This is a genomic window from Undibacterium sp. GW821-FHT11B02 (genome assembly GCF_058808955.1).
The window spans coordinates 330,299-354,603 of sequence record NZ_JBXASD010000003.1 but is presented as its reverse complement, the minus strand read 5'-3'; the positions used below and the strand labels follow the sequence as shown (position 1 = coordinate 354,603).

Genomic DNA, 24,305 nt, shown 5'->3' with positions numbered 1-24,305 from the left:
AAATGAACAATCAACTGATCAATCAAGACGACATCAACAAGGCGCTGTGGGCGGCTTGCGATACTTTCCGTGGGACCATTAGTGCGGACACCTATAAAGACTTTGTCCTCACCATGCTGTTTCTGAAATACATCTCTGATGTATGGCAAGACCATTATGACGAATACAAAAAATTGCACGGTGACGAACCAGAACTCATACAAGAACTCATGCGCAGCGAAAGGTTTGTATTACCAGAAGGTGCCAGCTTTTATTCACTCTATGAACGGCGTTATGAGCCAGGTAATGGCGAACGTATAGACCGTGCCCTGCATGCCCTTGAAGAAGCCAATGGCAACAAACTGCGCGATGCCAGCAAATCAGTGTTCCAGGACATCAGCTTCAATACCGACAAACTGGGGGAAGAAAAACAAAAGAACGACATCCTGCGCCATTTACTGGAAGATTTTGCAGGCGAGCAGCTAAATTTGCGCCCCTCGCGTGTCGGCAGCCTGGACGTGATCGGCAATGCCTATGAATACCTGATCAAACTGTTTGCTGCAGGTGGTGGTCAAAAGGCCGGTGAGTTTTATACCCCGCCTGAAGTATCGGACCTCATGGCAGAAATTCTGGACCCGCAAGAAGGCGATACCATCTGTGACCCGGCCTGTGGATCAGGCTCATTGTTAATGAAATGTGGCCGCAAGATACGTGAAAAATTTGGCTCCAAAAAATATGCCCTGTTTGGTCAGGAAGCCATAGGTTCAACCTGGTCGCTGGCCAAGATGAATATGTTTTTGCATGGTGAAGACAATCACCGCATTGAATGGGGCGATACCATACGTAACCCCAAGCTGCTCGATGACAAGAGTGACCTTATGCTGTTTAGCATCGTTACTGCCAACCCGCCATTCTCATTAGAAAAATGGGGCCATGACATCGCCGAGACTGACATTTATGGGCGCTTTCGCCGTGGTGTGCCACCAAAGACAAAAGGCGATTTTGCCTTTATCTCGCACATGATAGAAACCATGAAGCCAGACACGGGTCGCATGGGTGTCGTGGTGCCGCATGGCGTCTTGTTCAGGGGTGCCGCCGAAGGCAAAATCCGTGAAAAACTGCTGGCAGAAAACCTGCTGGATGCTGTCATCGGCTTGCCGGAAAAATTATTTTACGGCACAGGCATACCGGCAGCAATTTTGCTGTTCAAACGCAACAGGTCCGATGACAAGGTGCTGTTCATTGACGCCAGCCGTGATTTCAAATCAGGTAAAAATCAAAACCTGCTGACCAGAGACAACATACAAAAAATTGCCCACACCCTCAAGGCACGCGTCAATGTAGATAAATACGCTTACCTGGCAACGCAGGCAGAAATCCAGGGCAATGACTACAACCTCAACATCCCGCGATATGTGGACACCTTTGAAGAAGAGGCAGAAATAGATTTGCTGGCCGTACGCAAAGAACGTGAACAACTGCGGCAACAACTGGCTGATCTGGAAGTGGAGATGGCTAAGTATTTGGAGGAGTTGGGTTATGGTGCTTGAAATATGGGAAGAAAAAAAATTTGGTGAAATTGCCCAGATAATTGATTGCAAGCATAGAACACCAATTTATGTTGACGATGGCATTCCTGTTATTTCTCCTGGAATCATATCATGGGGCGCATTGAATACAGAAAACGCAATAAAGCAAGTGTCTAGGGCGGACTATGAATCATTGATGGATCATTGCACAGTAGATGTAGGAGATATCATATTAAGTCGAAATCAGTCTGTGGGAATAGCTTCTTTTGTTTCCACTGATGACCCGTTTGTTTTGGGGCAGGACACCATTTTAGTAAAGCCAAAACATAGTGACTCTAAATTTATTTTCTATGCCTTGCAATCAAGAGACACTCAAAAGCAGATCGAGAGATTGTCTGGAGGTTCGACGTTTTCGCGTATTAATTTGAAAGACATTCGGCAACTTAAATTCACTATGCCGAACCTTGATGAGCAAAAAGAAATTGCCAACATCCTCAGCACTTGGGACAAGGCAATTGAAACTGTAGAAAAACTCATCTCCAATAGCCAGAGACAGAAAAAAGCTTTGATGCAGAAATTGATGCCTGGAAAACTGCGTCTGAAGGGATTCAAACGCAAATGGAAAGAGTATTCCATTAAAAAGATGGGTCAAGTGGTTGCCGGTGGCACACCAGATACAACGGATTCAAAATATTGGGATGGAGATGTTCTTTGGACTACCCCCACCGATATCACTGCGTTGAAATCCAGATTTATCGACAACACCTCCAGAAAACTTACCTCCATTGGTGTGCGAGAAAGCTCCGCTACTCTGCTTCCAGTTGGTTCTTTGCTTGTTTGTACACGCGCTACCATTGGATATCTGGCTATCAGTAAAAAAGAGATTACAACTAATCAGGGATTCAAGAGTCTGATACCCAATGATAAACATTCGGTTGATTTTTTGTATTACCTGTTCAGCTACTTTCGCCATCAATTTGTGCGCCATGCTTGCGGCTCAACATTTCTTGAATTGTCAAAAAAAGATTTTGAGAAGCAAGTTTTTCTAGTGCCAGACGAATTAGAGGAGCAAATTTGCATCGCAAAGCTGCTGGGGTCACTGGATGCTGAGATTGAGGCGCAAAAAGAGCAAGTAACACGTCTCCAACAAGAAAAACAAGCCCTGATGCAACAGCTCCTCACTGGGAAGCGGCGTGTCAACATTGATAAGGAGCTGGCATCATGAAGCCTGCCGATTTCTCTTCTCTTCATCATACCAAGCCCAGACAGGGTTTTGGCGTGGGTGACGGTACTTGTCAACATATAGCTGTTTCTGCTATAATGTGCGCAACACAACCGCCACGCCTCTTTACAATGCGCAACCTTGGCGGTTTTTTTTATGCCTGCGCTCAGATAAATCATGGGGGCCAGGCATGACTATCCCCTATACCAAGCCTGCCATTACCTTCGCGCAGCAGACAGCAAAGCTAATGTCGCGCGGCCTGGTGATTGCCGACCCGCTTGCTGCTGCCAACAAACTGGCGGGTATCAGTTACTACCGCCTGTCTGCCTATTGCTTCCCCTTCCGATTGCGTGATGCCCAGGGCCAGCCTTTGGATGATCTTGTGCCTGGCACCAGTTGGGAGCAGGTGCTGGAACTGTACGAATTTGACCGCCATTTGCGTTTGCTGGTGCTGGATGCCATTGAACGTGTCGAGGTGGCCATACGTACCCAGCTCACCTATCATCTTGCCCACTTGCATGGGGCGTTCGCTCATACTGATGCAACTAACTTCCATCCCAATTTTGATCATGCCAAATGGTTGGCGCACATTCAGGAAGACACGGTGCGTTCGAATGATGAGTTTATTCAGCATTACAAGCGAAAATACGATGGTTACCCCGACCTGCCATTGTGGATGCTGACAGAAGTCATGAGCCTGGGTAATTTGTCGCGCTTGTACATGGGTTTGCAGGCGGATGTCAAAAAACCGATAGCACTACATTTCAAACTGCATCACAAACGCCTGGCCGACTGGTTGCACACGCTGACTTATGTGCGTAATGTCTGTGCCCATCACAGCCGCTTGTGGAACCGTGAACTGGCGATACGACCAGATAAGGTGAAACAGGCTGAATGGATGCCACCGTTGACCCCGCGCAACGACAGGGTTTTCTATGTGCTGCTGATGTTGCGTCACTTGCTGGCGGCTACGGGTAATGGCGGTGACTGGGCGCAGCAAGTTACGCGATTGCTTAGCCCTGTTGCTGTACACAGGCAGTGGCGGGCGGCTATGGGTGTGCCTGATCAATGGTTACAACACCCTGTATGGGTGCAAGCATGATAGGCAAACCAAAACTACAGGAAGAGTTTAGTGCGAAAATCCCGGCGCTGGCTTTGCTTGTGCATCTGGGCTGGCATTATCTTTCGCCACAGCAGGCAATGGTGGAGCGCGACGGAAAAATCAGTGAAGTGGTGTTGCGCGGGGTATTGCGGGGCTATCTTGAACAGCGACGCTTTGCTTACGGAGATGCCAGTTACCCCTTGTCATTGCAGAGTATAGACAACATCATTCATGAAATATGTTCGCCTGCCATGAATGATGGCCTGGCAGTGGCCAATGAAAAAATCTACAATCATTTGTTGTACGGTATTTCAGTGACTGAATTTGTAGATGGCAAAAAAACCAGCCAGACAGTTGCTTTGATAGACTGGCGCACGATCGAAAACAATAGTTTTCTGTTTACCGAAGAATTGAGCGTTTTGCGTACCAATGGTGTTGACCAGCGGCGACCTGACATTGCCTGTTTTGTAAACGGTATTCCGCTGGCTTTGCTGGAAGCGAAACGCCCGAATAGCGGGAGCAAGAAGGGGCCAAGCATAGAAGAAGGCATTTCCCAGCACATACGCAACCAGCGCAATAACGAAATCCCAAGATTGTTTGCTTATAGTCAGTTGCTGTTTGCCATTAATGGAGTTGATGGACGCTATGCCACGCAGGGCACGCAGTCAAAATTTTGGGCGGGGTGGCGCGAAGAAGATATCACTGATACGCAATTTCATGCCACAAAAAATACAGTCCTGACGACAGACCAGAAAGCGGCCTTGTTTAACCATAGACCGGTGGAGCACCGTGAATGGTATGAACAGTTATTGGCCGGGGGCGAACTGGCTGTGACTGCACAAGACCGCATGATCATGAGCTTGCTCAGCCCTGCGCGGCTGCTTGAAATGGTACGCTTTTATACCTTGTTTGACAAAAAGGCCGGCAAGATCATTGCGCGATATCAGCAGGTGTTTGGCATCAAACGCCTGATTACCTGCATAAATACACGGGATGTGAATGGTGCGCGTAAAGGCGGTGTGATCTGGCATACGACGGGGTCGGGCAAGTCGTTTACGATGGTGTTTTTATCCAAGGCTTTGATTTTGCATGAATCCCTGCGTCAGTGCCGCATGGTGATAGTGACAGACCGCATTGACCTTGAAAATCAGCTGAGTCGCACTTTTTCCAGCGGTGGTGAGTTGGGTGACAAGCGCGATAAAGATGCCGCGATGGCAACCTCTGGCAAGCGCCTGGCGCAGCAAATCGGGTCTGGTAATGAGCGAATTATTTTTACGCTTATCAACAAATTTGCCACTGCCGCCAAGCTGCCAGAATGCCACAATCCCAGTGCTGACATGATAGTCTTGGTAGATGAGGGGCATCGCTCGCAAGGTGGTGAAAATTATGTGCACATGCGCCGTTCATTGCCCAAGGCTGCGTTCGTGGCGTTTACGGGGACACCTTTGCTCAAGAACGATAAGACGACCAATAAATTTGGTTCTATCGTTCATGCTTATACCATGCAGCGTGCGGTGGAAGATCAAACCGTAACGCCCTTACTTTATGAAGAACGCATACCTGATCTTGATGTCAATGCACGGGCGATAGACGCCTGGTTTGAACGTATTACAGATGGGTTGACCGATAAGCAAAAAACGGATTTGAAGAAAAAGTTTGCCAAGAAAGGTGCAATTTATACTGCAGAAGACCGGATAAGATTGATTGCCTATGATATCGCCCATCATTTTGTTAAACACTTTGATAATGGCTTGAAAGGCCAAATTGCCTGTGACAGCAAGTTGTCGGCAATTAAATATAAGACCTTTCTCGATGAAACCGGATTGCTGGAATCAGCGGTGGTAATTTCTGCACCAGATACCAGAGAAGGCAATACGGACATTGATGAATCGACCATACCGGAAGTGAGCAAATGGTGGCAGGATAATGTTGGTACTCAAGATGAACAGATTTATACCAAAGCTGTCATCGATCGTTTTGAAAAAGATGATGATCTGAAATTGCTGATCGTCGTCAACAAATTACTGACTGGCTTTGACGAACCCAGAAATACAGTACTGTATATCGATAAGCCTTTAAAGGGGCATGAGCTGATGCAGGCTATCGCCAGGGTAAATCGTCTGCATCCCGACAAACTGTTTGGTCTGTTGATCGATTATCGGGGAATATTGGCTGAACTGGATACAACAATTGCCAAATATCAGGATTTGGCCAATCGTACCCAAGGTGGATTCGATGTAAAAGACCTGGAAGGTCTATATCATCAAATGAGCACGGAATACAAGCGGTTGCCAGGTTTGCACGCGGCACTGTGGGCAATTTTTAAAGAAGTGAAAAATAAGCATGATGTCGAGCAATTGCGACAAATACTGGTACCAAAACTGAAAGAAATCGAAGGTGATTTTGTCGATGTCAACGTGAAGACACGGGATGATTTTTACGATAGTCTGCGGGAATTTAGTGCATGCCTGAAAGTCGCCTTGCAATCAGCCTGTTTTTTTGATGACATCAGTTTTTCTGACGTAGATCGTCAAATGTATAAAGAAACCTTAAAGCAATTTTCTGCATTGCGGCAGATTGCCCGGCAAGATGCTGGCGAAGCTATTGATTATCAGGAATATGAAGCACCAGTCAAGAAATTACTTGATAAGCATGTGGTCGGTGTGGAAGTGCGTCAGCCTTTGGGTACTTATGACGTTAATAAGATGGGTAAACATGCGACACCTGAAGAGTGGAGCGAAGAAAAAACGCGCAATGAAACCGACATTATCAGGACCCGTGTCGCCAGAACCATAGAACAAAAATTGCGAGATGACCCCTATGCACAGGAGGTTTTCTCCCAATTATTGCGCCAGGCAATTGCAGAGGCAGAAGCGCTGTTTGAACACCCGATGAAGCAATATATGCTATTCAAAGCCTTTGAAGAGAAGTTGGAAAATCGGCAGCTTGACGATATCCCGCAAGAATTTTCAGGTAACCGCCATGCGCAGGCGTATTTTGGTGTTTTCAAAAAAGTATTGCCTGAAGCTTTTACGCAATTGCTGGATGAGGATTTACAAAAATGGATTGGCTTGTCTTTCCAGTTTGACGAACTGGTGACAACTGCCGTTGCTGAATACTCTATTAACCCGCAGAATATCGAATCTGAAATTCGCAAAAAACTTTTACCCACCATGTACGCAGAATGTAAGCGTATCGGTGCGGGCATGGATCAAGCCAAAGCAGTTGTTGAAATGGTGGTGCAAATCACACGCGTTGGCTTGAATCATGCTTGCTAAGTGCAGTTCTGGCATGAGTAAAAATTTTGAAAAATCTTTTCACCTTTTTTATGGTGAGCAAAAGATCGAATTCCGACGCGTTGCCAGGAAAGAGGTGGCAGATCGAATCCTGATTCGCGTCTATCCTGATGCTACAGTTGTCGTCAGCGTGCCACCAAACTCAAGTGATGAGGAAATGCTGGTGGCGATAAAAAAACGCATGAGGTGGATATGGCAGCAATTACAGAGCTTTTCCAAACAGCAAGAACACGTATTTCCTCGACTTTATCTTAGTGGAGAGAGTCATTTTTATCTTGGCAGACGTTACGTATTAAAAGTGGTTGTGGACGAGGCGAGCGAACAGAAAGTACGTTTGTGGCGAGGGAAAATAGAAGTCAGCGTGAAAAACAAGAATGCAGAGCAGGTTTCAGAGTTGTTGAGACTGTGGTATCGCAAGCAGGCACGTGATGTGTTTGCTCAACGCTTAGATAATTTGTTACCCCAGACTTTGTGGATTAAAAATCGCCCACCTATCCGCTTGTTGGCGATGACGACGCAGTGGGGGAGCTGTTCGCCAAATGGGCGACTAACAATGAACCCGCACTTAATCAAAGCATCTAAAGAATGTATAGACTATGTGCTTTTGCATGAACTATGTCATGTCGCCGAACATAACCATAGTAAGCGTTTTTACCGCTTGTTGAATAAGGTTATGCCTGAATGGGAGTCGATCAAGAATCGACTGGACAGTATGGCGCATACATTGCTATCTTGATTTTTGAGTGCATGCCGGATGCAGCAAGATAAAAGTCGGCACCATTATTTCGCTCAATGCTGTATGCAAAACGTGACAACAGGGAAGTGAGGATGTTGACCAAATTCGTATCTACGTAGGTTAATTGCCTAATGAGGTGGCAGTCTTGCATACGCCTCATATAAAACAAAGCGGGGAAGACAGAGGGCATTGCTGCCCGCCATCTTCCCCGTTTTTTGGGTACGACTGATTATTTACGGCTGGTCGCGTGCTACAGCTTGCTTGCCTGCATTACCGCGACTATTAACCGGCTACCTTAGTTTTACTGCGCTTTCTGGGTTTTGCCTGTGGCTACTTTGTCAGCAGCAGCTTTTTCAGCAGCCAGTCTGGTTTCTGCATTGGCTTTTGCCAGAGCAGCTTTTTGTGCTGGATACCAGGCAAAGCCTTCGCTGCCCAGTTCTTCGCCGTTGGCACGTGCTTCTACCAGTTCAGCCACGACTTCAGCACGGGTTTTTGGGGCTGGTGTTGCTGTATCAGCAGCAAATACTGCAGAGCTGGTCAAGAAAAAAGCGCTAGTGGCCAAAAAGATTTGTTTCGCATTCATGATAGGTTCCTGTCTTTCAAAAATTAAAGGGAAACCGCTTTCTATCTGACCCGAGGTCCGCTGCAAGATGAACCCGGCCCGACGGGATACTCACGCCAGTTTCATCTTGCAAGGGCCTCTACTTGTTTTAAATGGGACTTAATGCTTAAGTCCTATTACATTGCCGTCGTGAAGTGGGAAAGATGCGTCACTTCTAGTTTTATTACCGATAGCAACTGAAAAAGCCTGTCGATTGCGGTCCGGTGAAAGATTGTTTTGTAGTCATCCCTCACCGTTGAATGCAGTGTAGGCTTTCCGGTTTCAACAATAAAGTAGTAAATTAGGAATATACTATTGTGGAATGCGAAACAATAAGGGGCTTGAAAAATGGATAGGCTGCAATCAATGCGACTTTTTTCCAAGGTCGTGGAACTGGGCAACTTCGCCAAGGCAGCACAGGCAATGGAGATGTCCAATGCCGTGGTGACCCGCTATATCGCTGACCTCGAAGGCCATTTGGGTACGCGTTTGCTCAACCGTTCCACCCGTAAATTGTCGCTGACAGAAACTGGCCAGATCTATCTGGAGCGGGTACGCCAGATATTGGCCGACATTGATGACGCCGATGCCGTGGCCTCATACGCGGCCAAAAAACCCAGCGGCACCTTGCGTATTTATTCTGTACCACATTTCGGCAAAGCGCAACTGGCACCGCTGATACCCCAATATGCGCAAGAATTCCCAGATGTGGTGCTGGACATTAAAATCACCGATCACCATGTTGACCTGGTGGAAGAGGGGATTGATGTCGGCTTCTTTCTGGATTTGCAAAAAATCGATGGCAACATGATTTCACGCAAGCTGGCCACATCCGAAGTAGTCTTGTGTGCTTCGCCCGATTATCTGAAGAAGCACGGTACACCCAAGACACCGGATGATATCTCCAAACATCGGTGCCTGAATTTCAGTTATGAATTTTTGCGTGACAACTGGATGGTGCGTAATTCTTGTGATGGCCCAGAGCTTGGCAGACATATCCCTATCCACAGCACGGTCATTTCCAACAATGCCGATGTGCTGCGTGTGTGTGCATTGGCTGGTATGGGCCTGGCCTTGCGTACCTCATTTCAGTTGACCGATGATGTGGTCAGTGGCCGTCTGGTCAGGCTGTTTCCTGATCAATGTTTTGGCCGGGTATCGATTTCCATGGTCTACCCCAGCCGCCGCCTGCTGTCGGCCAAGGTACGCAGTTTTGTTGATTTTATCCTGGCGAAATACCCTAATCCAGAAAGTGATATCTGGCTGGGTTGAAGCACTGGTGTGTGCAGATATGTTTCCTCGGCTTAATCAGGTGGTGTTGAGATAGAATAGCGATACAGCCCACCAGATAGATAAGGATAGATGGATGTCCCGCAAGAATGAAATCACTGTCATCATGGCCAAGGTCTTGCTCGCCCTGATGACAGCGTCCAGACAGGAATGGGATCAGGTGATGTGCCGCTTCCAGGCTGCAGACAAAATACAAAATAATTTCCAGTTCATCAGCCGCAAGGGCAAACAGTTAAGTCCGCAGCACGCCAGTGCAGAATACACCGACTTGCTGGGGCCGCTCATGCACAGCCTGTTTGACGAACTGGAAAAAGAAGGCAAAACCCGCCCGCTGGTGGCTGTGCTGGCTGTCGATACGACCAAAAATTATCACCTCAAACTCGATTTCAATGACCTGCACGCCCACGACATCAGTTTGGCTGGGGTGGGCACGGATGGGTCCTATTTTGTGAATCATGAAGTTGATTTGCCGGGATGATACTGGCGATAATCTGTAGGGTGCGCCGTGCGCCCCGCCTCCAGAAAAATGGGTGTGAAGTGTTTGACGACGGTGCGCGGCGCACCCTACTGCTTTTGCATATTGTCTTCCAATCGCCAGGAAACCTGCCATGAGATTTGATGTCCAGTTGCGAAAACTACCCTTGCTTGTTCTTGCCGGTGTCTTGTCCTTGTGTCTTTCAGCGCAGGCGCAGGTGCCACGATCCAATAACAAGCTCGACGACGTACTGATGCAAAGGGATCGGGACGAACACCCGGATCTGCGCAGTGTCCTCGTCATGCAAAAGGGTGAGATCGTCGCTGAACGCTATTACAACGGCGAAACGGCAGAATCCCTGCATGATGCACGCTCGGTCGGTAAAAGCATCACGTCCTTGCTGGTGGGGGCCGCGATTGATCGTGGTCGCATACAAAAAACCAGCGACCCGGTATGGCGTTATTGGCCCGCCAGCAAAGGCAGCGCGGCAGGCGATCCGACCATCGCACAAGTGTTGAGCATGCGTTCTGGCTTGGCGGCCTTTGATGAAGACCCGGCATCCCCCGGCCATGAAGACAAACTGGATGCGGCACCGGGCCCGTTGGCCTTTATCCTGTCTTTGCCGCATGAAACTAGCCCGGGCACGCTATATCACTACAATTCTGTCACCGCCTATCTGGCTGGCCTGGTAGTAGAAAAATCGACCGGTCAGGATTTGGAAGCTTTCGCCCGTAGCGCCTTGTTCCAGCCATTGGGCATCACCCACTGGCAGTGGGGCCGTGATCTGGAAGGGCACCCCAAAGGGCAGGGAAACCTGTCGCTGACTACCCGTGACTTTGCCAAAATCGGCCAGCTGGTGCTGGACAAAGGTGTGTACCAAGGCCAACGCGTCATCAGTGCCGCCTGGATTGATGCCATGCTGACGCCACAAGTAACGATTGCGGATGTGGATACCTATGCCGACACTTATGCCTATTTTTGGTATGCAAAAACGCAGACAATCAACGGGCAGGCTGTCCCGGTCTTTTTTGCATCTGGCAATGGTGGTAATAAAATCTATGTCATTCCATCTCTTCAAGCAGTCGTCGTCATTACCTCCAGCGCCTATGGAAAAGGTTATGGCCAGCGTCGATCCGAAAATATATTGAAATCGATTTTGGTAACAGAAATGAACCAATGATGTGGATGGCAGTCCACTAGTTGACTAAAATCAGCTAGAGGCAGCCCATGCAACACTGGAACAGACGACACTTCATGATAGCCAGCGCCGCTGCGCTCATGGGCAGACACGCCTTTGCCGACAACAATACAGATGCGGTTGGTGCTGACAACCCTGTTGTCAATGCCTTTGTCAAAGCCCAGCCATTCTATGGCGTGGTCATGCTGGGTAAGCGTGGCAAACCGACTTATGTACGTACCTTCGGTATGGCCAATATCGAAGAACAAAAGCCATTGCACTCAGATACGCCATTTGCCATTGCCTCCATTTCCAAATGGCTGACATCCGTCACCGTCTTGCGGCTGGTCGAAATGGGCAAGCTCGATCTTGATACGCCAATCAAGCGCTACCTGCCGTCGCAGCGCGCCGATACTGGCAGCAAGGTCACGCTGCGGCATTTGCTGTCTAACAGTAGCGGTATTCCCAATCAGTTTACCAACATGATCAAGGCGGATCGTTCCTTGTTCACCGCCAGCATGAGCACCGCACAAGCCATGCAACAGTTTTGTCAGGGCGAATTGATTTTTCAGCCCGGCAGCAAATTTGATTACGCCATGACCAACTGGATCATCGTGATTGGTATTGTGGAAGCCGTCACCGGTCAGCCTTTCCAACAAGCCATGCGCGACATCACACTTGGCCCGCTCAAGCTGTCAGCCACCCGTGCTGACCAGAGCTATGCCGACGATGCTGCCACTGCTGTACCCTATGCCACCATCAAGCCGCCAGCTCGCAAAACCGATGTACGCCAACCCTATATGGCTGCCGCTGGTGGTTATTACAGCACCGCAGACGATTTGATGAGGGCGGCACAGACCGTATTCAATCACAACTTCCTCACATCCAAATCACTGGACCAACTGACGCATATCGAAGTAGAAAGTGAAAGCTATGCCCTGGGTGGTCGTGTCAAAACCCTGCAAATCGCTGACCAGACGCACCACTTCGCTTGGGAAACTGGCCGCACCACGGGCTACCGCTCCGTACTTGGGCATAGACTCGATGGTGAAGACACCGTCGTCATCCTCAACAACACCGACATATCACAAAAGACGATGGATGAATTTGCGTATAGCCTGTTGGGGGCGAGTCTGGTGCCCGCGGCATAGTAAAATGGCAGATGAGCTTTCGTTTGAACGCCACAATTTACCAGAACCAAAGTATGAAACGTCCATTCGCAGCCGTGCCCCTGTATCGATTTTGTGTATATAGCCTGACTTTTGCAGGTATTCTGTTTTCCTTGAATGCTTGTACTGTCGCCAAAGTTGCTCGCGCTTACGTCCAGCCAACTTCTTCATTTTATAAATGTACTGCCGATGCAAGAATTGAATGCCAGCCCGGATCAGAAAACCTGGCTGCAGCGATTCTGCCCGTCATCGATCAGGCGCAAAAAACGGTAGAGGAAAAGCAGTACTGCCAATTTACAAAACCCGTTGTCATTCGCACGTATGTTTCGCGTGATGAATTTTCTCTGTTCAGTGGTGCCGCCAACTATGCCGAAGGGGCGGTGTCGTTTGGCGTTCTCCATTTGTCACCAAAACTGCTGACCACGCCAGAGCGTATTTCCGGGATTGTCACCCACGAGCTTTCTCACCTCAATCTTGCCTTAAAGCTTGGTACGTGGCCATGGGCCAAGCTACCCGGGTGGTTTCATGAAGGTCTGGCGACCTGGGTTTCTGGCGGTGGCGGGGCAGAGACCGTGACCAGAGAAGATGCCTTGAAAAGCATCAAGACTGGACACAGCTTTTTACCTGAAGACCACGGTTCCCCACTCAGCCCAAAAACTGCGGGTTCATATGGTCTTCATCCCCATATGTATTATCGCCAGGCCGAGATTTTTGTTGGCTATCTGCATGATACAAACCCGACGGCGTTTGAGAAAATGCTGCTGGCAATTGAGCGGGGAGACAGTTTTGCGCTAGCCTTGGAAGGCGCTTACGGCGAAAGTCTTGATATTTTGTGGCATCGCTTTTCCGCTGATCCGAAACCTGGTTCAACTTGAATTGGTTTATTCGCTGCGTGCACCCATGTCAAATTTAAAAAACAGGTCGTGATACGATTAGCGAAGCGTAATCGTACACATGTCCGCCACGACTTGTTATCTTCGACCGCTGATTTGCCGAAGAAAATACGAAAAGTGAAATTCTTCCGGCGGCATAAAAGACAAGAAAATGTGAAGCATCGTCGTCATTGCCCGGCACAACATACGTACGATTACGCTTCGCTAATCGTATCTACGCAGAGCTACGTGCTATTAAAAACCGTAAGGTTCAATCCATCTGGTTCAGACAGAGACTACTGAAATATCATCAGCAGCCTATGCATTGGCAGCTTAAACACCAGCACGGAAGGAATTCTGTCCGGTAGCGTAGCAAATATACATGAAAGTTTTCATTTTAATACTATAATGATGTCGTGACATTTTTATAATCGCGTAGCATTTTGTCTTGAAATGGAGCAGCACATGCCTGACATCAATCGCACTACCTGGGATTTTCTGACCGACACCTACTGGTACGTCACTTCCCCTGATCTGCCCGCTTTGGGGTTTGCAGCGAGCGACAATTTGCTGAGCTGGAAAGTCGATCAAACCGTCTGGCATATCTCTGGCTATAAAAACGGCTATTTCTGGGGCGTATCATCCGCCCTGATTGTGGATGCTGACCAAGGCCGCAGCGCATCTGGCAGCCCACAACAGCGCAGCATGGTCGGTACCGTTACCGCCAATGGACAAGTACAAATCAGCTTTATCCGTGGCAGCGGCCTGCGCGAATCCATCGTCACCGGCTTTGGCCACATGAGCAAGCTTGACCAGCAATGGGTATTCCAGATGCAAATGGCCACTTCAGGCGGCGGCGAAGAAACCCTGCATTGGGCCAACATGGTGGAAACCAAACCGGGCGACCCCAGCTGGAACAGCCTGCCAGGTGTGAACTGTTCAGTGCAGTCGATGCTGGAAGGGGCGAGTTATCCGCAGTTTGGACAAGAGTAAATGGTGCTGGTGTTCCCGATGTGCGTTTCTTCGGGAACACGACTTATTTTTTTACGAGTATTGGTAGTAGAACGAAACGTTATCTTCGCTAGCCGCAGAGCGGAACGAACCTGAACTGGACATACCGACGGAGATCACGCGACGCGAAGAGCGTCTGAAGGTGATCCAGGCCGCACGTGAGCGCCCGATCGATGGCCAGAAGGAGGTCGACCTGGCCAAGGGGCGGAGCGAGGGTGACCGTCATTGACAGTACACCTCAGTACAAAACCACGGATTTTATTGAACACTTGACAGGTCAATACGTATCAGCGCTTCGATTGAGGGAATTTAAAGGGTTAGCCTATTTGAGTCATTCCACTTGCTTGGGGATGGGCACTTGTTAGCAGGGAATGAGTAGCAGAATCGAACGTGCCACTGGGTTGGCGGCGGATGAAGCCATGTTGTTCAAGGGCCTTATTCATTGATGTGGACGCTGCTGCATAGCCTTCGAACTGATAGGTCAGCTTCCTACTCGCTACGCAGCGCTTGTCACTCCGAAGTGCCGTTCAGGCGCCAGGTATTGCGCCCGGCCTCCTTGGCCTTGTACAGCGCCAGGTCGGCCGCTTTGTAAAGGGTGTCGACACTCTCCTGACCGGCGAAGTTGGCGCCGCCGATACTGGCGCTCACGTGCATCTCGATCTCGCGGAGCATGACTGGCCGCGCCATGTCGTCGACAATGCGCTGGCAGATCATGCCGATGACTATCTCATCAATGCCGGGCGCAAGCAGCACGGCAAATTCGTCGCCGCCAAGTCGTGCCACGCGGTCCGCCTGACGCACCGCCTGACGCAACCGATCGGCCGCTTCGACCAGTAAGGCGTCGCCGGCGTCGTGGCCGAATGTATCGTTGATCTCCTTGAAATGATCCAGGTCAATCAGCAGCAAGGTGAACGGCACGCCGTCGCGTTGGGCCTGGGCCACCATACGTTGGATTTCGTCGGTAAACAGGCGACGGTTGGGCAGCCCGGTAAGCGGGTCGGCGTAGGCCATGGTTTCGAGGTACCTCTGGGCGTCGCGCAGTTCGGTGGTGCGCTCAGCCACCATAGCTTCCAGTTCGCGTTTGTGGCGCAGCAGCAGTACGGTACGCATTTGTATAAGGCCTGCGACACAGGCCACTAGCGCCAGCGCCGCCAGCCCACGTACCCAGCCCTGTTGGTGCCAGGCGGGTAGCACGCGTACCGGCACGTCGAGCTGTACCGGTGCCCCGCCATCCGGACCGCTTTTGCGCAACTGCAGCGTGTAGTCGCCGGGCGCGAGGTTGGTGTAGCTGATTGGGCGCGATGCGTTCTCGGTGTCGATCCAGTCGCGATCGAAGCCAGCCAGGCGGTAGCTGTGGCGCTGTTGGCCGGGCGCGGCGAAATCGAGCGTGTTGTATTCAAGCGAGAAACCGCGTTCGCGGTCGTCCGACGCGAGCGTCAGGATGGCCGGTGCTTTCGCGCCCGGATTGAAGGGGGCTTCGGGCAGCTTGCGCCCACCCAGCACGATGTCGGTGACGGCAAGCGGCGCGATGTCGTGGCGCTGAAGCAGGCTGGCCGGCCGCACGACGGTGATGCCGGTCAGACCGCCGAACAGGATGTCGCCATTGGCGGCCAGCGCGCGTGAGCCGAACCAGTAAGTCGGGATGTGCATGCCGTCGGCCGCCCCCAGCTTGCGTACCGCCAGCGTGTCCAGGGCGATGCGCGCCAGACCATTGTCGGTGCTGACCCAGATGGCGCCGTCGCGCTCGGCCACGAGCGCGTTGACGCCGTTGTCCGGCAATCCCTCGGACACTCCGAAGCGGCGGAACCAGCGCCGCCCGTCAGCGTCGGTGCGCAAAAGCATGGCAACGCCGGTACCGTACGTGGACATCCATAGCCGCCCCTGGCTGTCCAGCGCGAGCGAGGAGATGTAGCCGGGTGCAACGCGGGTGGGGTCGCGCGCGTCGGTGGGCAGCAGTTCGACTGGACCGCCGTTGGGCGGCAGGCGCGCCAGGCTGCCGCGGGAGCCGATCCATGCGGAGCCATCGGCCAGCGGCAGGATAGCGCTCATGCGCGTGTCGCCCAGCAGCGTGTCTTCGTGGCGGAGCAGTGCGGTGGTGCCGACGCAGTCCAGCGACAGGACCCAGACGCCATCGAGGCCGCCTACCCATAGGACGCCCTCGCGGTAGGCCAGTGCCCCGGTCGGCGCATCGGCGGCGCGCTTGGGCACGGCGACGCGCCTTACGTGGCGGCCGTCGCCATCGCTGCGGAACAGCCCTTGTTGGGTGCCGATGTAGACGCTGTCGCACGGACCGTTGACCATCGACAGCACCCGGCCTTTGGGCAGGCCGCCACCGCTGATGTTGGCCTGCGGAACGATCTCGCCGACTTGGCCGCGCAAGGGGTCGACGATTTTGATGGCCCCACCAATCGTACCTATCCAGACCCGCCCGTCGGGCCGCACTAGCAGATGGTGCGCGCTCAATTTCGCGCGATCGGCACTGGTGAAACTAATGGTAAGGAAACCTTGCGGGCGTGGGTCGTGAACGCTCATGGCCTGCGAAGTGGCCACGAATATCTGCCCGCCCCGCTCGCGGAACATGGCGATTACTTCGTCGTCGTACAGGCTGTCGGGGGCATCGGGCTGATGGCGGATGCGGCGGATCTTGCCGTGCGCCGGATCGAGTTCGAGGATGCCGCCGCCCTCGGTTCCGAACCAGATGATGCCGGGGGATTTTTCAACCATCGAGAAAATCGGCTCGCCTTGCAGGGCAGGCCTGCCGTCGGCGGTCAGTACTCGTTGTGGGTGCGCCTGGGCATCGAGCGCGAAGGCGCCATGGGCACGGGTGCCAATCCAGATGCGCCCTTCGTCGTCCTGATACAGCGAGCTTATCGTGGGTTCCGGCGCGCCGGGCGCGACCAACGGTACGGCCTCCAGCGGCAGTTGCTCGTTGGCGCGGCGGTACAGGCCTTGCCGGGTGCCGATCCACAGCGCTCCTGCACGGTCGCGCAGCAGCTTTGAGACGCCGCCTGTCGGCAAGGCAGTGGCGGCAATTTGTGGGGCACCGCTGGTGGCCGCGTACACCCGGCCATCGGCACCAACGCGTTCCAGCCCCCGCCCTGTGCCGACCCAGATGCCGCCACTGCCGTCGTCGGCCAGCGCCGCCACGCGCTCGCGGCTTAATCCTTTGGCGCCGGCGCCGATCGAGACAAAGGCATCGTGCGCGGGATCGTAGCGCGCCAGCCCGCCGCTATTGGTACCGACCCACAGACGCCCATCGCGGTCTACCTGCAGGGAAAGGATGTAACTGTCGGGCAGGGATCCCGGCATGCTGGCGTCGCTGACGTAGCGGCGCATGCGCAGGCCGTCCCAGCGTACCAAGCCGTTTTGGCTGCCCAACCAGATAAATCCGGTATGGTCTTGCGCGAAGACGGTGCCGAAGCTGAAGGGTGTCTCGGTCTGGTGGCGGAATGCGGTGTGGGCCATGCCGGCCCAAGGTTCCGCTGCGTCCGCCGCCCGGCTTGCCGGAGCGTACAGCCCTAGCGCCGCCAGTACGATACTGGCTAGGGCGATGCAGGCGAGACGCAAGAGCATAATCATATAAATAGTTGTTTCCGACAGGGTTTTGTACTTTACCGCGATTTTCCTGTATTCCGGGTGCCACTGCACCAGAAGCGGGGCGTGCGCCCGGAAAACAGGAGTGAGTGTCGGGGATTTTACACAAGGCGAGTTTCATCGCTGCTTTGCCGGGATATGGCCATCGGTTATTTCGTTGACGACATAATGCGCAAAGATGCGAACTCGCTTTTCGGTAATTATGCCGTTTATCCGTCGTGCCGACAACTTAGCTCGGCCGGGCGCGCGTTTCTCACCATGCTGACTGAGCGGATTCGCTCGATCCCGTCTCACACACTGGCGGAGCGGTCTTAGCCCAAATATTTCGTGAGTAGAGGTCGGGTGGCCCTATATCGAAAAGCGTTGTTACTGGCATCTGACGCCAATTACAACCGTAGAACGCGATGCCAAATTGTAGCAATACAATCTGTTCAGTTGCCAGATTAGATGCGCATCTGCAGAGGCAATTTGCAGCATTGTTCTCAGAAGTTTTTTTCGATGAGGCACATTATATTCAAGCCCATACATGGAAAGAATTTTCCTCTTACTGCTCAGGATTTGGAACTGTATTGTTTACAAGACGCACACCAAATTGATTTTTCGCATAGTCGACCGCATCCAGAGAATAGGCTTCTGCGATTTTATGGATGTTTTGATCTGCGCTGAAGCCTTGATTTTCTTTGTCGTCCGCGAAAGCGGAGCTACCGAGAAAAAATAGAATTGTGGAAAAAAGAATTTTGAAAAATTGCATCAATAAAATTTCAATTTGTTGAACGTATCTTGAATTCTAGCCTCACTCCCCGCCAAAAAATCTCACCCACTTCGACACCTCATCATCAGGCCCCACGCTGCGGGATGAACAGATGTTGGATTTGCCCCAGCCGTTGTCTTTCAGCAGACCGTCGTCGGTGACGTAATACGCGGTGTGATAATACTCGGTTTCTTTTTCGAAGTTGGGCTTGTGGATGATCATGGTTTGTAGCATGGTCGGCATGTTGCGGCCGTCCTTGGTCTTGCAATTCCATTTGACGGCAGAGCCGCTGTCATCTACCCGTATCGTGCCATAGTCATTGCTCTTTGGCTGATCCCACTTGATCTGGTACACCACGTAGGGCAGCTTGCTGGCAACGGCCTTGAACTGAGGGTTGTTCTGGTCTGCAGGCACAGTGTCTACCACGATCAATGCCATATAGGCGTTGCGACGGAAGGGCATGCGGCGGTAATTGCGGCTTTCTTTGACCCAGTAGCTGGCATAGTATTTACCGGCACGGGTTTCATACACTTTGCGCAGGTCACGCATGGTAAACAAGGCGGCGCGGGATTCCAGAACCAGTTCGTAATTCAGTTTTTCACCCCTGACGTTGATGGCGTCGTGGGCAAATGTGCGAAACGCCGGGTCGCTGGCCATGCGGCCGTAGATGGGGCTGTCGGCGCGCTGGGTGATGACATCAGTTTTGGTGTCCATGGCAGGCATGTCCGTCCAGGTCTGGGCGTGGCTGGCCATGGTCATGCCAGCTGTTGCCACGCACAAGGCAAGGCGTAAAGTCTTCATATTGGGTATCAAGGCTAAAAGAGAATCAGACGATGGCAATATTGTTGACCAGCGAAAAATGCTTGAGCCTGTTGACGATGGCCTCAGATGAGACCAGCACGGTAAAGACGCTGTAGGCACCATTCCCTATCCAGAAAGTGACGTGGGACACGCCGCCTTGTCGTTGCGTTACGGTTGCGCTGCTTGGCGTATAGGCAGTGGCAGAGGTAAGCGTGGCTTTGATCTCATCACGGGCCATGCCGATTTCCCAGCGCAAGATCTGTTCTGGTTGCAGCGCGATTTGGGCCTTGGTGTTAATCAGGTAAATGGTCTTGCTGTCGTAATGGAGGGCGATGGCGCTGCCGTCACAGATGTCCAGGCAATTGTCGTCGGTGAACTTGCAAAAGGCATGGACTTTTTTCTCAAACTTCTTGCGCTCACGCCGGTTATGTCCCAGCCCATAGATGACATTGCCTGCTATCCACAGTAGCACCGGCAGCCCTAAGATATTTATAATGTATTGGGTGCTGGTGACTTTGCTTATCAGGTAAAGCAAAAAGCAACCGATCAACACGTTCCTGACAAAATTCAGCTTTAGTAAAGACAACATCTTGCATGGACCTCGCGTTTGGGTTTAAAAAAGGGGATTGCTTGCCCAAGCAGGGCGTGTGCCTGCCTCATAACAGGATATTATAATTGTAAGGACATGTTAATTAATCAATTGCGATAGATGATTGTGTAATTAAACGTTACAGGTGTGGTGAAAAGTGTCGGGGAAATTAAAAAAAGGTCTGCATGGATTCATGCAGACCTGGTGCTTTGCTTTTATCTGCGTAATGGCAGGGGAGGTGTTTATCTGTCGTTATCGATCAACTGGATTTGCAGCGTCCCCTTGGCTGCATCATCTACAACGATAGGATAAAAGCGCTTGTACGCAACACGGCTGTTGCCTATGGACATATTGTGTTTGTCCGTGACAGCACTGGTCCCCACCAGCAGGCAGCCCGATGTATCTGCCTGCGTGTTACCGCAGTGGATAAGGATATATTCAAAACCCGGCACATTCAGGATCTGCAACATGCCGCGATGGATATCCGGGAACAGTATTTTGTACTGCTCATTGTGCTTACCCTCGGTACGCAGCCCCACTTTATAAGTACCCGCGGGGATGCGGGTTTCATTCACCAGTTTTGTGACGCGGTATTCGTCTTCCAGACCAAAGCAGACAAAACGGCCATCCACGGTGATATGGCTGATGGTGGTTTCATCGTCAGAGATGAAACGATCGACTACTATTTTCATGTATTTCTCCAGAATAATGGTATTCAGTTGGAAAAGGCATAACCCACTTTAAGCGCTAGCCAGGGTTTGCCATTGTCTTTGTATCCGGCATCTGAGTTGACACGGTCTGCTCCCAAAATCAGGCCCATGTGGAATTTGTCTTTTAAGGTACCGAGTAAGCCTATGCCATAACTAAAACCTGTCAGATTTTGCGTTTTGTTTTGACCATTGACGCTCTGTGTTACTGGAATCTGGCCGGCTCCCACGAAGCCTATAAATTGCAAGCCTAAACCCAGGCCGGATTTTTCTTGTCGGTAGTCCGCATAACCACCGATTGAAGTTGCTCCGCTGAAGTTTTTGGATCCCACATGATATTTATAGGGCACCATCAGTGTTCCGTATGTTAAACCATAGCGGTCAGGTGGCGTGGATGCAATTTCGTTCGGCGAAAAAATGACCACTTCCCCAAGCTTAATTTCGGTTGCCCCTTCACATAAGGTTTTGTCGACTTTTGTGATCGAGGGCTGGTTCCGCATACGATTTGCCCATTTTCCGGGACGCCCCAGAATCGGCAAAGATCACTTGTGCTGTCATTGGAGGTGTGTATATAATTCGTATATGTTTCATGTATGGAGTGTATTATGGGCATTGTGAATATCGACGATGATTTGCACGATCAACTACGCAAGGCGAGCGCAGTGTCGTGTCGCTCAATCAATGGACAAGCGGCCTTCTGGATCAAGATTGGCATGATGTGCGAAATGAATCCGACGCAGAGTTTTAATGAGATCGTTGATCGTGAACTGCGAGCTGCGGGCATCGTGGCGCAAGCTGTCAGGGTGGCGTAGGCATGACCAAGCGACCAGAAGAAATTAGCTTGCTGGCAGAGTCCGGCAAGTTGCTGGCGGATGTGTTTGGCTATTTGGACAGTCTGCATCTGATCGGCATGACTACCATGCAGGTCAATGATCTGGTCGATAGTTTCATCGTGAATGAGCTCAAGGCGCGCCCGGCAAGCAAAGGGCAGTATGGCTATGCCTACGCGCTTAATTCTTCCCGCAACAGCGTGGTGTGCCACGGCGTTCCATCCGTGACAGAGATATTGCAAAGCGGCGATATCGTTAATTTCGATATCACTTTAGAGAAAAATGGCTACATCGCCGATTCCAGCAAAACTTATCTTGTTGGTGAGGTACCGCCACTGGCTAAACGGCTAGTGCAAGTGACCTATGAAGCGATGTGGAAAGGAATCAAGGCCGTTCGTCCCGGTGCCAGGCTTGGCGATGTGGGGCATGCGATCGAGCGGCACGCCCGCAGAAACGGTTATACGGTCGTCAAGGAATATTGCGGGCATGGCATTGGACGTGAAATGCATGAGCCTCCCCAAGTGCTGCATTGGGGAAATCCGCGAACGGGCCTGATGCTGCAAGAAGGAATGGTGTTCACCATCGAACCTATGCTTAACCAGGGGCGGCGTACCGTTGAGACCGAAGAAGATGGCTGGACGGTCGTCACGCGTGACGGAAAACTGTCAGCGCAATTCGAACATACCGTCGCCGTAACCCGAAACGGCGTGCGGGTCTTGACCTTGCGCCCCGAGGAAAAGATGCCGGACTGAGTTGATGAAAAGAGGTCGGTGAAATGACGCCTCAGCCATAAAGTTGCCACGCTGATTGACGCAAGTTCGTCATCTCTTATTACGTCACAATTGGTGCTCTCAGCACTCCCACTGCTGGCCCCTGGTTGGCCCAGGTCTGGTTCAGCTTATGATCAGCCCCGGCTGTCACTTGATTTTCTTAGCAATTGCTAAAAAATGGCCAAGTGCCTACAATGGGTTCACATACCCCGACTATCCGCAGTAGATCGCCCATTTCGAGACTAGCAAGCCCTTTTGGGAGTTCATGGCAGACCCCGGACCTTGAGCAAGGTTCGTGCATTTAATTTCATTGGGAGAGCAGATGGCGCAGTTTAGAGCCGCGCGGCGCATCCTGTTGGGTATCGCCTGGCTGATGCCGGTATTGTTCGCGCCGATAGACAGTGCGTCGGCCAAGGATACGATCACATGGGGAATGTTCAACATCCCCCCGCTCTGGATCAGCGACGGACCAGATACAGGACGCGGTATTCAAGATCAATTCACCCGTTTTCTGGAAAACCGCCTGACCGGTTACGAGCACCAGGAAGTCACTGTCCCCATAGCACGTGTGACAGCAACGATGCAGAACGGCTACCATTGGTGTACACAGTTCATCCATATGCCCGAACGCGAAGAATGGGCTTATTTTTCGATGCCCATGCTGATCGTGTTGCCAAACGCAATTGTCATCCGGAAAGACCAGCGCGCACAATTCGAACAATTCGGAACCCCTCTGGCACTCGAATCACTGCTCGCAGACCGGTCGTTGCGGCTGAGCCAGGAGCTTCGGCGATCCTACGGCCCTATGGTCGACCGACTACTGAAAAAACAGACATTGACGCCGTCGCATCCGAACACGCGCCAAGCCGTGAAGATGTTGCTGGCCAATCGGTTCGACTACCTGATCGAGTCCCCCGTCGTGGCCTCCTATACAGCAAGGCAGTTGGGTCAGCAAGAGAAGGTGATGACGCTACCCATCCGTGAAGGAGGGCACCCTTACATAATCCGGGTGGCATGTCCAAAGAACGACTGGGGCAAGCGCGTCATTGAAGATATCAACGCCATACTTCGTGCAGAGCGTACGAAACCGGAATATCGTGAAATGATGGAGAAATGGTACGACGAAGACGGCGTGCGCGAAATCCGCAGAAACTACGATACCCTGTTTCAAGATGAAAAGTAACCTTCATGGCTGAATCGCAGCCTTTCGCCTGCCGTGTTGATCTGCTCCCTTATTTTGTCACAATCAACGCCTTCAACACTTCCACCGCTGGCCCCTGGTTGGCCCAGGTTTGGCTCAGGTCCAGGTCGCCGTTGGTGCTGACCAGGATGAGGATGTTCTGGGTTTGCAAATCTACCAGGTTGAGGATGCGGACGCCAGCGGCGTAAGGGCGATTAGCAAGGTGTAATCGCCCGCAAGCTGGGAAATGCATGAAGTTAAACTATGACCTCGCTGTTTTAATAAACTACAATAAATGGAGTGTCGATGATGGTTTTTTTGAAGCCAGAAGTAATTGACGAATTAAGAAAACTCAGGACATCAGGCAAAAAGCCCTCTGAGATGCTTCGGTATATTAAGAGTCAATGCGAAGATGAGGGGCTTGGATTTTTTGCCATGAAATATTTTATAGAAGCGTTTGATTTGTCTTTGAAGCAGGTTTTACCGATTCCTGGATGGGCAAGCGGTGAAATCCCTGATGAAAGAATTGATGAGTTTATTTTGCCGGAGCTAAATAAAAAAACTGTAAAAATGTCAGTGTGAAAGCAGACGCAACCATTTGTAACCCCAAGTACAATTCGCACG

The 24,305-nt window shown here is 51.3% G+C and carries 23 protein-coding genes and 1 pseudogene; 16 read left to right on the top strand and 8 right to left on the bottom strand.

Annotated elements, in window-relative coordinates:
* Positions 1-2 precede the first annotated feature (2 nt).
* The 5 genes from AC1RVX_RS07735 (at position 3) to AC1RVX_RS07715 (ending at position 7,864) form a co-directional block, all read left to right on the top strand.
* Entirely contained in the window at positions 3-1,529 is a 1,527-nt protein-coding gene (locus tag AC1RVX_RS07735; RefSeq protein ID WP_493215987.1) for a type I restriction-modification system subunit M, read from the top strand.
* The gene (locus AC1RVX_RS07730; RefSeq protein WP_493215986.1) at positions 1,519-2,733 is read left to right on the top strand and encodes a restriction endonuclease subunit S; all 1,215 of its coding nucleotides are present in this window, start codon (positions 1,519-1,521) and stop codon (positions 2,731-2,733) included. Before AC1RVX_RS07735 ends, AC1RVX_RS07730 begins: the two co-directional genes overlap by 11 nt.
* A 187-nt stretch (positions 2,734-2,920) precedes the next feature.
* Positions 2,921-3,832: an Abi family protein gene (locus AC1RVX_RS07725; RefSeq protein WP_493215985.1), complete on the top strand. Its 912-nt coding sequence runs from the start codon at positions 2,921-2,923 to the stop codon at positions 3,830-3,832.
* Complete coding sequence (locus AC1RVX_RS07720; protein WP_493215984.1) at positions 3,829-7,110, top strand: type I restriction endonuclease subunit R; 3,282 nt, start codon at positions 3,829-3,831, stop codon at positions 7,108-7,110. Before AC1RVX_RS07725 ends, AC1RVX_RS07720 begins: the two co-directional genes overlap by 4 nt.
* Positions 7,111-7,123: 13 nt before the next feature.
* Entirely contained in the window at positions 7,124-7,864 is a 741-nt protein-coding gene (locus AC1RVX_RS07715) for a M48 family metallopeptidase (protein ID WP_493215983.1), read from the top strand.
* A gap of 301 nt (positions 7,865-8,165) precedes the next feature.
* Here the strand turns inward: AC1RVX_RS07715 and AC1RVX_RS07710 are convergent, their stop codons facing one another.
* On the bottom strand, positions 8,166-8,447 hold the full coding sequence (locus tag AC1RVX_RS07710) for a DUF4148 domain-containing protein (protein WP_493215982.1): 282 nt from the start codon (positions 8,445-8,447) through the stop codon (positions 8,166-8,168).
* A 366-nt stretch (positions 8,448-8,813) separates the two neighbouring features.
* Here AC1RVX_RS07710 and AC1RVX_RS07705 point away from each other — a divergent pair, with 366 nt between their 5' ends.
* The 7 genes and pseudogenes from AC1RVX_RS07705 to AC1RVX_RS07675 form a co-directional block, all read left to right on the top strand.
* Positions 8,814-9,737 carry a LysR family transcriptional regulator gene (locus tag AC1RVX_RS07705; RefSeq protein ID WP_493215981.1) on the top strand — a complete coding sequence of 308 codons (924 nt, stop codon included), beginning with the start codon at positions 8,814-8,816 and terminating at the stop codon, positions 9,735-9,737.
* Between the two features lie 94 nt (positions 9,738-9,831).
* Positions 9,832-10,233: a hypothetical protein gene (locus AC1RVX_RS07700; protein WP_493215980.1), complete on the top strand. Its 402-nt coding sequence runs from the start codon at positions 9,832-9,834 to the stop codon at positions 10,231-10,233.
* A 130-nt stretch (positions 10,234-10,363) separates the two neighbouring features.
* The gene (locus AC1RVX_RS07695) at positions 10,364-11,410 is read left to right on the top strand and encodes a serine hydrolase domain-containing protein (RefSeq protein ID WP_493215979.1); all 1,047 of its coding nucleotides are present in this window, start codon (positions 10,364-10,366) and stop codon (positions 11,408-11,410) included.
* A 47-nt stretch (positions 11,411-11,457) separates the two neighbouring features.
* Positions 11,458-12,558 (top strand): serine hydrolase domain-containing protein, encoded by a 1,101-nt coding sequence (locus AC1RVX_RS07690; RefSeq protein ID WP_493215978.1) that lies wholly within the window; start codon positions 11,458-11,460, stop codon positions 12,556-12,558.
* Positions 12,559-12,611: 53 nt separating this feature from the next.
* Positions 12,612-13,451, top strand: coding sequence for a gluzincin family metallopeptidase (locus tag AC1RVX_RS07685; RefSeq protein ID WP_493215977.1), 840 nt, complete (start codon positions 12,612-12,614; stop codon positions 13,449-13,451).
* A 462-nt stretch (positions 13,452-13,913) separates the two neighbouring features.
* Positions 13,914-14,441: a hypothetical protein gene (locus AC1RVX_RS07680; RefSeq protein WP_493215976.1), complete on the top strand. Its 528-nt coding sequence runs from the start codon at positions 13,914-13,916 to the stop codon at positions 14,439-14,441.
* A 97-nt stretch (positions 14,442-14,538) separates the two neighbouring features.
* Positions 14,539-14,679 (top strand): annotated as a pseudogene (locus AC1RVX_RS07675) (IS5/IS1182 family transposase); the annotation flags it as partial.
* Between the two features lie 290 nt (positions 14,680-14,969).
* Here AC1RVX_RS07675 and AC1RVX_RS07670 read toward each other — a convergent pair.
* The 6 genes from AC1RVX_RS07670 to AC1RVX_RS07645 all read right to left on the bottom strand — a co-directional run bounded on the left by AC1RVX_RS07670 (position 14,970) and on the right by AC1RVX_RS07645 (position 21,401).
* Positions 14,970-17,924, bottom strand: a complete 2,955-nt coding sequence (locus tag AC1RVX_RS07670) for a diguanylate cyclase domain-containing protein (RefSeq protein ID WP_493215975.1) — start codon at positions 17,922-17,924, stop codon at positions 14,970-14,972.
* A 673-nt stretch (positions 17,925-18,597) separates the two neighbouring features.
* Positions 18,598-18,804 (bottom strand): hypothetical protein, encoded by a 207-nt coding sequence (locus AC1RVX_RS07665; RefSeq protein WP_493215974.1) that lies wholly within the window; start codon positions 18,802-18,804, stop codon positions 18,598-18,600.
* Between the two features lie 42 nt (positions 18,805-18,846).
* Positions 18,847-19,605, bottom strand: coding sequence for a hypothetical protein (locus AC1RVX_RS07660; RefSeq protein WP_493215973.1), 759 nt, complete (start codon positions 19,603-19,605; stop codon positions 18,847-18,849).
* Positions 19,606-19,630: 25 nt separating this feature from the next.
* On the bottom strand, positions 19,631-20,077 hold the full coding sequence (locus tag AC1RVX_RS07655) for a hypothetical protein (protein ID WP_493215972.1): 447 nt from the start codon (positions 20,075-20,077) through the stop codon (positions 19,631-19,633).
* Between the two features lie 359 nt (positions 20,078-20,436).
* On the bottom strand, positions 20,437-20,886 hold the full coding sequence (locus AC1RVX_RS07650; RefSeq protein ID WP_493215971.1) for a DUF5675 family protein: 450 nt from the start codon (positions 20,884-20,886) through the stop codon (positions 20,437-20,439).
* A 23-nt stretch (positions 20,887-20,909) separates the two neighbouring features.
* Positions 20,910-21,401, bottom strand: coding sequence for a hypothetical protein (locus tag AC1RVX_RS07645; RefSeq protein ID WP_493215970.1), 492 nt, complete (start codon positions 21,399-21,401; stop codon positions 20,910-20,912).
* A 105-nt stretch (positions 21,402-21,506) separates the two neighbouring features.
* On the opposite strand from AC1RVX_RS07645, the gene AC1RVX_RS07640 reads away from it, so the two are divergent.
* From AC1RVX_RS07640 to AC1RVX_RS07630, 3 genes are all read left to right on the top strand, one after another.
* Positions 21,507-21,713, top strand: coding sequence for a ParD-like family protein (locus AC1RVX_RS07640; RefSeq protein WP_493215969.1), 207 nt, complete (start codon positions 21,507-21,509; stop codon positions 21,711-21,713).
* A gap of 2 nt (positions 21,714-21,715) precedes the next feature.
* Entirely contained in the window at positions 21,716-22,483 is a 768-nt protein-coding gene (gene map / locus AC1RVX_RS07635; protein WP_493215968.1) for a type I methionyl aminopeptidase, read from the top strand.
* A 340-nt stretch (positions 22,484-22,823) separates the two neighbouring features.
* Complete coding sequence (locus AC1RVX_RS07630; protein WP_493215967.1) at positions 22,824-23,684, top strand: TIGR02285 family protein; 861 nt, start codon at positions 22,824-22,826, stop codon at positions 23,682-23,684.
* 49 nt (positions 23,685-23,733) lie between these two features.
* Here AC1RVX_RS07630 and AC1RVX_RS07625 read toward each other — a convergent pair whose 3' ends face one another.
* A complete protein-coding gene (locus AC1RVX_RS07625) occupies positions 23,734-23,934 on the bottom strand; it encodes a hypothetical protein (RefSeq protein WP_493215966.1) in 201 nt (66 codons plus the stop codon).
* A 53-nt stretch (positions 23,935-23,987) separates the two neighbouring features.
* Here AC1RVX_RS07625 and AC1RVX_RS07620 point away from each other — a divergent pair, with 53 nt between their 5' ends.
* The gene (locus AC1RVX_RS07620; RefSeq protein ID WP_493215965.1) at positions 23,988-24,263 is read left to right on the top strand and encodes a hypothetical protein; all 276 of its coding nucleotides are present in this window, start codon (positions 23,988-23,990) and stop codon (positions 24,261-24,263) included.
* The last annotated feature ends 42 nt before the right edge of the window (positions 24,264-24,305 follow it).

What these genes read in the sequence shown, in the direction of transcription:
- AC1RVX_RS07735 (WP_493215987.1), top strand. Translation starts at nt 3, where the DNA reads ATGAACAATCAACTGATCAATCAAGACGACATCAACAAGGCGCTGTGG.
- AC1RVX_RS07730 (WP_493215986.1), top strand. Translation starts at nt 1,519, where the DNA reads ATGGTGCTTGAAATATGGGAAGAAAAAAAATTTGGTGAAATTGCCCAG.
- AC1RVX_RS07725 (WP_493215985.1), top strand. Translation starts at nt 2,921, where the DNA reads ATGACTATCCCCTATACCAAGCCTGCCATTACCTTCGCGCAGCAGACA.
- AC1RVX_RS07720 (WP_493215984.1), top strand. Translation starts at nt 3,829, where the DNA reads ATGATAGGCAAACCAAAACTACAGGAAGAGTTTAGTGCGAAAATCCCG.
- AC1RVX_RS07715 (WP_493215983.1), top strand. Translation starts at nt 7,124, where the DNA reads ATGAGTAAAAATTTTGAAAAATCTTTTCACCTTTTTTATGGTGAGCAA.
- AC1RVX_RS07710 (WP_493215982.1), bottom strand. Translation starts at nt 8,447, where the DNA reads ATGAATGCGAAACAAATCTTTTTGGCCACTAGCGCTTTTTTCTTGACC.
- AC1RVX_RS07705 (WP_493215981.1), top strand. Translation starts at nt 8,814, where the DNA reads ATGGATAGGCTGCAATCAATGCGACTTTTTTCCAAGGTCGTGGAACTG.
- AC1RVX_RS07700 (WP_493215980.1), top strand. Translation starts at nt 9,832, where the DNA reads ATGTCCCGCAAGAATGAAATCACTGTCATCATGGCCAAGGTCTTGCTC.
- AC1RVX_RS07695 (WP_493215979.1), top strand. Translation starts at nt 10,364, where the DNA reads ATGAGATTTGATGTCCAGTTGCGAAAACTACCCTTGCTTGTTCTTGCC.
- AC1RVX_RS07690 (WP_493215978.1), top strand. Translation starts at nt 11,458, where the DNA reads ATGCAACACTGGAACAGACGACACTTCATGATAGCCAGCGCCGCTGCG.
- AC1RVX_RS07685 (WP_493215977.1), top strand. Translation starts at nt 12,612, where the DNA reads ATGAAACGTCCATTCGCAGCCGTGCCCCTGTATCGATTTTGTGTATAT.
- AC1RVX_RS07680 (WP_493215976.1), top strand. Translation starts at nt 13,914, where the DNA reads ATGCCTGACATCAATCGCACTACCTGGGATTTTCTGACCGACACCTAC.
- AC1RVX_RS07670 (WP_493215975.1), bottom strand. Translation starts at nt 17,924, where the DNA reads ATGGCCCACACCGCATTCCGCCACCAGACCGAGACACCCTTCAGCTTC.
- AC1RVX_RS07665 (WP_493215974.1), bottom strand. Translation starts at nt 18,804, where the DNA reads ATGCAATTTTTCAAAATTCTTTTTTCCACAATTCTATTTTTTCTCGGT.
- AC1RVX_RS07660 (WP_493215973.1), bottom strand. Translation starts at nt 19,605, where the DNA reads ATGAAGACTTTACGCCTTGCCTTGTGCGTGGCAACAGCTGGCATGACC.
- AC1RVX_RS07650 (WP_493215971.1), bottom strand. Translation starts at nt 20,886, where the DNA reads ATGAAAATAGTAGTCGATCGTTTCATCTCTGACGATGAAACCACCATC.
- AC1RVX_RS07645 (WP_493215970.1), bottom strand. Translation starts at nt 21,401, where the DNA reads ATGCGGAACCAGCCCTCGATCACAAAAGTCGACAAAACCTTATGTGAA.
- AC1RVX_RS07640 (WP_493215969.1), top strand. Translation starts at nt 21,507, where the DNA reads ATGGGCATTGTGAATATCGACGATGATTTGCACGATCAACTACGCAAG.
- map (WP_493215968.1), top strand. Translation starts at nt 21,716, where the DNA reads ATGACCAAGCGACCAGAAGAAATTAGCTTGCTGGCAGAGTCCGGCAAG.
- AC1RVX_RS07630 (WP_493215967.1), top strand. Translation starts at nt 22,824, where the DNA reads ATGGCGCAGTTTAGAGCCGCGCGGCGCATCCTGTTGGGTATCGCCTGG.
- AC1RVX_RS07625 (WP_493215966.1), bottom strand. Translation starts at nt 23,934, where the DNA reads ATGCATTTCCCAGCTTGCGGGCGATTACACCTTGCTAATCGCCCTTAC.
- AC1RVX_RS07620 (WP_493215965.1), top strand. Translation starts at nt 23,988, where the DNA reads ATGATGGTTTTTTTGAAGCCAGAAGTAATTGACGAATTAAGAAAACTC.